The sequence below is a fragment of the Arthrobacter sp. Leaf141 genome (assembly GCF_001424565.1).
Classification (GTDB): domain Bacteria; phylum Actinomycetota; class Actinomycetes; order Actinomycetales; family Micrococcaceae; genus Arthrobacter.
In genome coordinates, this window is sequence record NZ_LMOL01000032.1 from 1 (window position 1) to 8566 (window position 8566).

General features: G+C 60.0%; 9 protein-coding genes and 1 pseudogene. 1 reads left to right on the top strand and 9 read right to left on the bottom strand.

Translation table 11 applies throughout. The annotated features are described in order from the left end of the window. Window positions 1-381 precede the first annotated feature (381 nt). The 7 genes and pseudogenes from ASF72_RS16520 to ASF72_RS16545 all read right to left on the bottom strand — a co-directional run bounded on the left by ASF72_RS16520 (window position 382) and on the right by ASF72_RS16545 (window position 6642). Entirely contained in the window at window positions 382-1170 is a 789-nt protein-coding gene (locus ASF72_RS16520; protein WP_056600675.1) for a hypothetical protein, read from the bottom strand. 580 nt (window positions 1171-1750) lie between these two features. Beyond that, the gene (locus ASF72_RS16525; protein WP_056600676.1) at window positions 1751-2170 is read right to left on the bottom strand and encodes a hypothetical protein; all 420 of its coding nucleotides are present in this window, start codon (window positions 2168-2170) and stop codon (window positions 1751-1753) included. A 581-nt stretch (window positions 2171-2751) separates the two neighbouring features. After that, window positions 2752-2862, bottom strand: a pseudogene (locus ASF72_RS21125) (ABC transporter ATP-binding protein); the annotation flags it as partial. Between the two features lie 229 nt (window positions 2863-3091). Further along, window positions 3092-4024, bottom strand: a complete 933-nt coding sequence (locus ASF72_RS16530) for an alpha/beta fold hydrolase (protein WP_056600678.1) — start codon at window positions 4022-4024, stop codon at window positions 3092-3094. A gap of 85 nt (window positions 4025-4109) precedes the next feature. Further along, a complete protein-coding gene (locus tag ASF72_RS16535) occupies window positions 4110-4493 on the bottom strand; it encodes a hypothetical protein (protein ID WP_157371028.1) in 384 nt (127 codons plus the stop codon). A 323-nt stretch (window positions 4494-4816) separates the two neighbouring features. Beyond that, window positions 4817-5305, bottom strand: coding sequence for a hypothetical protein (locus ASF72_RS16540; RefSeq protein WP_157371029.1), 489 nt, complete (start codon window positions 5303-5305; stop codon window positions 4817-4819). Between the two features lie 497 nt (window positions 5306-5802). After that, entirely contained in the window at window positions 5803-6642 is an 840-nt protein-coding gene (locus tag ASF72_RS16545; protein ID WP_056600683.1) for a sulfurtransferase, read from the bottom strand. Between the two features lie 398 nt (window positions 6643-7040). On the opposite strand from ASF72_RS16545, the gene ASF72_RS16550 reads away from it, so the two are divergent. Then, window positions 7041-7439, top strand: coding sequence for a VOC family protein (locus ASF72_RS16550; protein ID WP_050687170.1), 399 nt, complete (start codon window positions 7041-7043; stop codon window positions 7437-7439). A gap of 79 nt (window positions 7440-7518) precedes the next feature. Here the strand turns inward: ASF72_RS16550 and ASF72_RS16555 are convergent, their stop codons facing one another. Further along, a complete protein-coding gene (locus tag ASF72_RS16555) occupies window positions 7519-8193 on the bottom strand; it encodes a DNA alkylation repair protein (protein WP_056600685.1) in 675 nt (224 codons plus the stop codon). A gap of 51 nt (window positions 8194-8244) precedes the next feature. Continuing rightward, a complete protein-coding gene (locus ASF72_RS20720) occupies window positions 8245-8394 on the bottom strand; it encodes a hypothetical protein (RefSeq protein ID WP_164468854.1) in 150 nt (49 codons plus the stop codon). Window positions 8395-8566 lie beyond the last annotated feature (172 nt).

The following is an 8566-nucleotide window of genomic DNA, read 5'->3' on the forward strand; positions in this document are numbered from 1 at the left end:
AGCCCTCGGAGGGCGACCACCCATCAGCAGATGTAACCAACCTGCTGGCTGAGTACACCTAGCCACACCAGTCAAGGCATCCCGCATCAGGTATATCCGCTCCGGAACCGGTCAGCAGAGGCTTTACGCTTCCGAGTGGCCCCGTCCGTAAGCCGGTCGTTTAGCGTTCAGCCAGGCATGGATCCATTCCTCTGCTCCGTTGTCGGCCCCTGATGTGTACGTTTACCCCGAACGATGAAATGCACGGTGAGGGTGCCCTAACTGCTACGCCTCAGACTGCCGTGAAACCCTAGCGTTTCGAGGCGCTGCGGATCTGAGACACCCGGTGAGTTCAGAGAAGGAGTCGGAGCCGCGGGTGGGATCGCCAATCGGATTAACTGGTCACTTGTAGGACCTGAACACGATCGAGTCGAAGACGGCGCGTGCCTCTCTCATCAGTTCCGAATTGATCAATTCGTCGATATAGCCCACCGAGACCACAGCTCGCTGGCCGTTCAGATCGATCGCCCGGTAGGTTTCGTGTTCATTCTGAGTTGAGTACCAGTGTGAGCAGGTGGCGAAAGATTCTGAGTGGATACATAACCTTCGGGCGCCGCAGGCTTTGAAGTCCACTTCACCCTCGACGGAGTGGTCGAACTCGAAGCCGGAGTAATCGCCCACCATTACCTCGACGGGAGGGGTGCTTACCGTCCATGACTGTGCCGCCATCGCTTTGACGAAGGCCTCGGCCGACGGTCCGACATTGGCAAGAGCGCCCATCCAGCTGCATGCGTCCATTGACACATAGTCCGCGGGCGAAAGAGTCAGGTAGACGGCCCATTCAGCCGGGTGACCCGGGTCATCCTTGCCCAGGCTTTGGCCGTCAAGGGTATACCAGCCGTCCGGGACGGTGATCTCGAAAGGCTCCGTGTAGCCGACGACGGGGACTAGGTATGTGCCGGCGTCGATGTCGCCGCTCTCCGGCAGCGGTGAGACCGTACGAGGGTCGCGACTCTCCGGCAGCGGCGGGACTGTGCGAGCCTCCGTGACCGGAGAAGTGGCAGACGCGAGGAACGCGTCGTCAGGCTCATACTGGCACCCGCTGAGACATCCAAGCAGGGCGACAGTCGCCAAAGGCAAGAGATGACACGACCTCTTAGCGGCCTTTTCAGGGGGCGTCACGGAACTCATTGATCCACCAGGCCGCTACAAAGTCCTGTGGGGCCCCGCAGCCGGGTGGCCCCGCGGGCGGCCCGAGATTGGATGCCGTCGCCTCAAGTCTCCTCCGGCAGTAAACCCGTGACAATGAAGAACTGCACGGAGATCAGTTCGACTCATGCAATCCCCCCGAAATGACCGGAGCACGCTGAAGCCGCGGCGAGGAAACGCCAATTTGAGGCAGCTTTCTCCGACCGGTATGTGGGCTTACGGTACCCAGATTGTAGCCAGTGCACTCCTCGCAACCAACGAATTCGCGAAGGGGTTGAACGACGGTTGGAATATTGGGTTCTTCTGCCTTTTCGCAGCGTGGTTTTTGCTCAGCGCTGGCCAAGTCCTGAACATGCTCCGTGTACGCCGAAATGATGCTCCATTCTGGGACGAGGAAGATCTACGCCGGGCAGACTTGGAGCGCCGAGGCAGACGATTGTGAGCATTTCTGCGGTCGTAACAATTTTCTTGTCCATGATCCGGGCGGTCAAAGCGCCCGTCACTCAAGAAGCTAAACAGCACCCGGTGAAGGATCCTAAGGCGGTCTATTGGAGGGTCAGCGTCAAGAGAACGCGATGAACCCAGTTCCGAGGGCCGCCATCGCTTTGATCTGTCGTTGCGCTTCTTCCTTCTCGGGTCGGTTGCGGTTGAACATTGTCATGACGGTCTGGTACTGATACTGGGCTATGTCCCTGCGGAATATGAACCAAACCGTGGACACGAGAACAGCTACCAGTCCAGCTACGTTAACCTCTGCGGTCCCCGGAAACCGCAGAGGCCCGGACACGGCAATCAAATAGGTGCCCGCCGCGGCTGCCACGCACAAAGCAAACTGAATCAGGCGCCGCTTCCCGAACGCCTGACGTGGATGCGTCCACCCGAGCTGGCTTGTCCTGCGCTCAACCGTCCGAATCCAGAGGAAGGTCGCTATGCATCCGACTACAAAGAACAAGCTGAGGGCCTCTATCAACAGTTCACGCATAATCCAGACATTATCCTGACCGCTGACACGGCCGACAGTGCCATGACCAGCCACAGCAGCGGTATACGGGCTGGCATAAGGTGTCCGGTAAAGGATCGACTAACGGGCGCTTTTGCCGGCGCCTCGCAGCGCAAGAAAGTGGCAAGGTTCTTTCCACTGGAGTGGAGTCGTGAGTGACTTAATGGAACCGCAAAACCTTTCCAGCGCGCGCAAGACGAGGAGTCGCAGATGAGTGCAGCAGTAGTTTTTAGGCTGGCGCTTCTTTGGGGCGGGTTGTTTCTCTGGATGGCTGCTGGTGTCTTGGGCAAAGGCTCGGCGGTTATCGGGTCTTGAGTCCGGGACGGCATGGATATTTCGTGGTGGGCCCAGCGCGGAAAGGTGTGAACGCCAACCGAAAATAGGGCCATTAGTGCCATTTGAAAACGGGGCTAGGGGGTTTTGGTTCTATTGTCCGGACCTCACAACCTTCCATAATGGTCGGTGGCCCTATTTTCAGTTGGCGTTCCTAGCCCTATTTTCGGCTGGCATTAACAAAAGGCGCAGCTCCGCGTAATTGCGTCTATCTGGGTCCTCTTGAGCTAGCCATTAGGACCAAGAAACCCCGTGACCTGTCCAGGACGGACCGTGACATCAATGCCGTCAACGGCCGTGCGGGAACCAAACCTCTTCGTAAGAGTCTGTGGCTCAATCACTTATCTTCCTTTCGCTTTCATTCAAACCTACGGAGAGAGACCGGACAATACGTCCCTCCACGGCACCGAACCAGGGCGCCGCCGTAGTACCCGGTACTACCCCCCGACCTCTGCCGATATTCCGCTCAGGTTCGCGATAATCCCGCTGGCAGCAACTGGAAGGTACTAGACGGAACTCCCTCACCCATTGGTGGTGGTCCGCCGTTCATCTCAGGAACGAATGCAGCGGCTACTTCATGCTGGACGAAACTTCGACCGCCACGTCGTTGACACCGTTCAGAAGATCCTGCAGACCGGGCTCTTCCAAGGGAAAATGGCCGCAACCACGCAGGAGCCGACTGGTGATGGGCCCGGGCAAAGTCCGCAGCATGGCCTCGCTGAGGGCCAATGGCGTCCACTCGTCGAACTCTGGGTGCATTAGATGGACCGGAAGGAATGTTGTACGGGCCTTGGCGTGCGGATGTTGCATATAGCTCGCAAGGAACCCCAGCGGAACCCAGGCGCCGCCGCCGCGTGCATCTTTCGCGCACAGCCGCCCCAAACCGGGATCGCGTCCCATGCGCCCCAAGTTGGCGAGCCAGGCAATTTTGACTGGGACTCTGGCAACCGGACCCCTAACCAGCCTCAGCATTGGCATCAAAAGTACTGCGAGGGGCCCAAACCGCGTCATGGCAGAGCGCGCTTTTCTCTTTTGTGGGTCAAGCAGGCAGGTGGCCACCACGGCCGCGACACCGCCTGAAAGAGCCGCTGCTTCGACCGTGAGCAAGCCACCAATGCTGGCCCCAAGGAGAATAACCGGCCGGCCGTCAACTTCCGCTGAAACTAGGTCAACTACCAAGTCGATCCAGTCCTGGTATGTCACTGTTGCGGGGAATGCCGTTATCGTGCGGCCATAGAGAGGCAAGTCAACCACTGTGATATCAACCCCGCGCCCCGCAAACAGAGATGCAACAGGCCAGAGCGCTGATCCGTGGGCGCCCGCACCGTGGACAACAAGCAACCGAACCGGAGCGTTACTGTCCGGCAACCGGAGGAGGTGAATCTGATGGTTCTTCCAACGCCACCACTCAGAGAGGGGCGCAACCATTGACAACCTTCTATCAAGCGGCAGGAAACGTGCGTAATTCTCTATGTCGATCTCAGCCAGGGGATGGGACGACATCCGGTTCACCTTTCAAGGGAACTGCACGAGACGTTGAGGGCCCCCACATTCACATCGAACGCGTTGAGTCCTCGTAAAAACAAGGTTAAAAGATGTCACGGCTATGCCCGTAGGCGTCGAGGACGACGACCATCATGGACGTAAGGACCGCCGCGAGGAGCGGCACCCAGAACGCTATTCGGCGTTTGGAAAGCATCACGATCGTGGCTATTGCCGCTGCGAGTGGGATGAGGAAGATCAGAACATAGGCAATCGTTGCCGCCCATTGCGGTATTGAACGGCTTCCGTCCATCCACTGGGATGCGCCGAGGGCGACAATCAAAAACTGTGCGACGGCGACGAACGGCTGCGCAACCAAGAAAACGATTGAAAAGACGCGGTCGACGGTCGAGGGCTGTCTGACACTTCGTTCATCGGCTTGTGCCCTTATATTCACGATTCGCCCTGATACATGCTCTTCCGCCCCCATCGACATAGTATACGGGGCATGTTTTACCAGATCCCCTGCAGTTTTCGGGCTGGAGGGGACCTGCGCTTTTTTGGCTGGTTTATGGTGGCCGTCGTTGTGTGGCCGGCCACGTTTCCAGCCTGGAAGTTCAGTATCAAGGGCTGCGTGCTGTGGTGAATCTGCCGTGTCGGTGGGTGATTCGTCGTATGCGCCGCCACACCCCGATGCTCAGTCAGCGCGACTCATCGTCGTCCCGTGAAGACGTCTGCCACCGAAAGGCTGTTTTGCTGAGCGAACGCGGTTAGCAGCACTCTGGCGCGCAGGCCAAGATGTCTCGAAGACCTCTATTGGTGCTGGCGTAATTCGTATCCCATTGCACCTTTGAGCATTCTGATCGTCCAAGGCGGTTCACCAGCAGGCTTGATTGGAACGGCGAGGTATTCCATCTCGTAGGCAGACGAAAGCGACTTACGGAACACGCGAGTAAACACCTCATTACTCAAGGACTCGTAGAGAGCGTGTTGGAATGCATCGCCTTGACCAAGCTCGGTGGTGAGGAACTTCGCGATCTCATGGTTAGCACCAGACATGAACTTCTTGGTCATGGCCTTGCCCCAAATGACTAGCCCCGCAGTCCCTAACACCAGTACAAAGGCAAAAGGGACGAATCTTTGTGTGGCTATCAGCACGGCTTCGATGATCACGAACGCCAGCAAAATCAACACTGTTGGTACGTGCGCGGCATTACGTTTCTTGACCACCTCGTAAGGGAGGAGCAATGTGGCGTGGAGGCGGTCAGCTTTATCCTTTGAGACTGAAGCCGCTTCATCCATACTGTCAACCCTACCGGCGTGCCTCTATGAATGAGGTCACGGCATCCAAGAACACGAACCTGGACGACGACTTTGGCTGATCGGGTCCTGCGTCCGATTAAGGATCGCCTTACGGTCGGTGCACCTCGTGGTAACGAGGCAGAGTGTAGGTCATGGGGAATGATGACGCAGCGCCAGGACTAGTTCAGCTCGTGGATTGGGACATTGAGTTGTACGCGCATGGGGCAGAGGCTGCGGCGCTGCAGGTTGGCATCAGCCACGAGAACGCAATGCGACTTACGAACGTCTATTAGCGCACACCGCATTCAAGCCGAACCCGTGATTAGCTTCCGCACCTCCCGACAGCGTCCGGTAAAGGATCCCCACTAATACGCTGCCTTCGAAGAGGCATACCGGGTCGTACTCGAAATGGCGTATTTCTGCCTAAGCGGGTAGTCGCCCACCGAAGTCACCGTCATGTGATGGACAAACAAGCGGCGAGCAGCGCAGGTCAGTTGTCATCCAAGCTCGGCCCGGCGGCGAAGGTCGGCCCCGTACTCTGACCACCCGCCCGCGTAGAGACGGCCCTGACCAAGCCCTGCATACTCAAGAGCTAGAAGGTTATGGCACGCGGTGACGCCTGAACCACAGTAGGAGATGACGTCGGTCGCGTCTTCGATTCCAACCTTCGCAAACGCCCGTCGGACGTCTTCGACCGGGCGCAGGCGTCTGTCGGAGTCGAGGTTCCCACGGCACGGGACGTTCACTGCACCGGGGATGTGTCCGGCTTGGGGATCGGTGGGCAGCTGGAGGCTTCCGTCGAAGCGGTCGTTGTTGCGGGCGTCTACGACGATTCCGGCAGCCCCCGAAGTGATGTCCTCAAGCGTGGCGAGACGGGCCCCGGGCCATGGAGACGGCGTGAAGGCCACCGGCGAAGGCTCCACGGGCGTTGTTTCGAGCGGTCCCGACCATGCGGAAATCCCGCCGTCGAGCAACGCCGCCCTATGTCCGAGCGAACGCAGCATCCACACGAGCCGCGCGGCGATGACTCCGCCCGCGTCGTCATAGGCGACAACGGTCGAGCCGTCGCCGATTCCGAGGGAGGACATTCCATGCGCGAACACTTCCGGGCCGGGAAGCGGGTTAAGCCCGCGTGGTCCAGAATCGCCTGACAGCCATGCGTCCAGGTCCACAAATACCGCACCTGGCAGATGTCCGCCATCATACGCGTTACGGCCGGACGCACCGTCGAGGTACCACCGAACATCGGCGATGACAAGGTTCTGGCGGTGCGCCGTGAGCCGCGCGACATCAACAAAGGGTGGGAGATCTTCTGGGGTTATCCGACTGTCGTCCATACAGTGCAGGCTAATTGATGCGTCCATATTTTGAGCAAAAAAGTCTCATAATGTGGATGACCACGGCCTATGCCTAGAGGTCCTCGCGTGCCACCATGGAATTGGTACCAAGGGGACCCACCCAGAGAGCGGACAGTGCCATGATCCAGGCCCTGCTGTGCAAATTGAACCTCCGTCACGACTGGCACGTTGAACACACTGACGATGGCCGTCGCTTCCGGCGCTGCGTGCGTTGCGGACGGGATGATGACAGCGGTGGTCGGTGGACCAATGCCCCGGGGGCATGGGCGGGGCCGAGCCAGTAATCGCGACCACTCCCCTGCTGCGGCCTAAAGGACTGCGGGTGCACCGATAAAGACTGCCTGTGCGGCCTCGCCTGGGATCTGTAGGCTGGGGACATGGCTGCACCCATGATCTACATCACGTTTCCTGGCACTGCCCGGGACGCACTGGGCTTCTACGCGAACATTTTCGGCGGTGAACTCGCCCTGCATACCAACGCTGACTTCGGAAACTCCACGGGCGACCCCTCGGCCATAGCGCACGGTGTCCTTTCAGGGCCCGTGGCCATGGCCGGCACCGACGCGTCCGAGGGTGACAAACCGGTGAACTGCGAAGGGCTGATGCTCTCCCTGCTGGGAACGGCGGAAGCGCCCGTACTGCACCAGTGGTTCGACAGCCTCGCTGCCGGCGGCCGGATTGTCGATCCGTTGGCGGCAAAACCCTGGGGCGCCTCGGACGGGCAGGTCATCGACCGGCATGGACTGCATTGGCTGATCGGCTACGAACCCGCGTGAGTGTTGGGCGTATCTCCGCCGGTCCAACGGGACCAACCGGTGAACCCCGCCACGCGTGAGGCGTGAACTATCTACGGGATCAGGCAGGAGCTTCGTTCCGCCGCACTATCTCATTGATCCAGATGGGCGCGAACGGGGAGGTACAGTTCGGCGGCGTGGGATAGTCCTTGAGCACTTCCAGCCGCTCGCCGATCCGCAGCGCCCTGCCACGGTGCTCGGGATGCACAATCCCGATCTGCGCCAGCGTGCTGTTCATGGCCCACTGCAGGCGGTCCGGCGCGTCCTTCATCTCCGCTTCGATGGTGTCCAGCAGGCCGGCCAGGTCAAGTCCGTCCGGCGACTTCGCCACCCGGTCACCGGTCAACGCCCAGCCCGCACTTGCCACCACCGGGTCGGGATCCCCGGTCCACGCCAGGCGCAGGTCTTCGGCGTGGGGACTCTTCCGGACCACGTAGTTCACCAGCCAGTCGTGCACTTTGGGAGCCCGCGCCTCACGCAGCATGGCATCCAGGTCCGCCGCCGGAAAATCCTTGGGCCGGCAGATCAGCAACGCCAGCAGCCGTGCGGCAGTGTCCCCGGTGGCCCACAGCCCGCGGGCCAGGTCCTGCTGGGTCTTAAGCCGTTTCGCCACGCCGCGCAGCTTCGACAGGTTCACGCCGTGGTCGTCCCCGCGTTTTTCGTTGACCTCACGCACCCTCGGATCCTGCAATCCGGACAGTTCCGCCATCACGGCGTCCAGCGTCGTCCCGTTCATGCCAGCCTCCTGCATCAGCGCCTACCATTCAAGCGTATCGGCCGGGATGGTTCAGTGCCGCTGCTTGAGTCCAGCACCCACCACCGCGCCGACCGCGAGTCCCAAGGCAACCCCCACCACAGGGCTGTCAAAAATCGCCAGGCCCAGGGCGATGCCAAGCGCCGCCCCCACCAGGCAGCAAATCCACAGCGGCTTGTTCATGGCGCCTCCACTCGTCGGAAGTCCAGCGTAAGCCACACCTGTCGCGGTAGGCGCCCGCACAAGTAACGGGCCGGCCGGATCCGCGTAGCCACTACGGGTGCGCAGCAAGACAACTGATATGTAGGCGTTTCTTGTCAAGAGGGCAAGGGTGAGCGGCCCACGGCTGGTTGTC

Excerpts from the sequence above, each read along its gene's own strand:
- ASF72_RS16520 (WP_056600675.1), bottom strand. The coding sequence starts at position 1,170 with ATGAGTTCCGTGACGCCCCCTGAAAAGGCCGCTAAGAGGTCGTGTCAT.
- ASF72_RS16525 (WP_056600676.1), bottom strand. The coding sequence starts at position 2,170 with ATGCGTGAACTGTTGATAGAGGCCCTCAGCTTGTTCTTTGTAGTCGGA.
- ASF72_RS16530 (WP_056600678.1), bottom strand. The coding sequence starts at position 4,024 with ATGTCGTCCCATCCCCTGGCTGAGATCGACATAGAGAATTACGCACGT.
- ASF72_RS16535 (WP_157371028.1), bottom strand. The coding sequence starts at position 4,493 with ATGGGGGCGGAAGAGCATGTATCAGGGCGAATCGTGAATATAAGGGCA.
- ASF72_RS16540 (WP_157371029.1), bottom strand. The coding sequence starts at position 5,305 with ATGGATGAAGCGGCTTCAGTCTCAAAGGATAAAGCTGACCGCCTCCAC.
- ASF72_RS16545 (WP_056600683.1), bottom strand. The coding sequence starts at position 6,642 with ATGGACGACAGTCGGATAACCCCAGAAGATCTCCCACCCTTTGTTGAT.
- ASF72_RS16550 (WP_050687170.1), top strand. The coding sequence starts at position 7,041 with ATGGCTGCACCCATGATCTACATCACGTTTCCTGGCACTGCCCGGGAC.
- ASF72_RS16555 (WP_056600685.1), bottom strand. The coding sequence starts at position 8,193 with ATGAACGGGACGACGCTGGACGCCGTGATGGCGGAACTGTCCGGATTG.
- ASF72_RS20720 (WP_164468854.1), bottom strand. The coding sequence starts at position 8,394 with ATGAACAAGCCGCTGTGGATTTGCTGCCTGGTGGGGGCGGCGCTTGGC.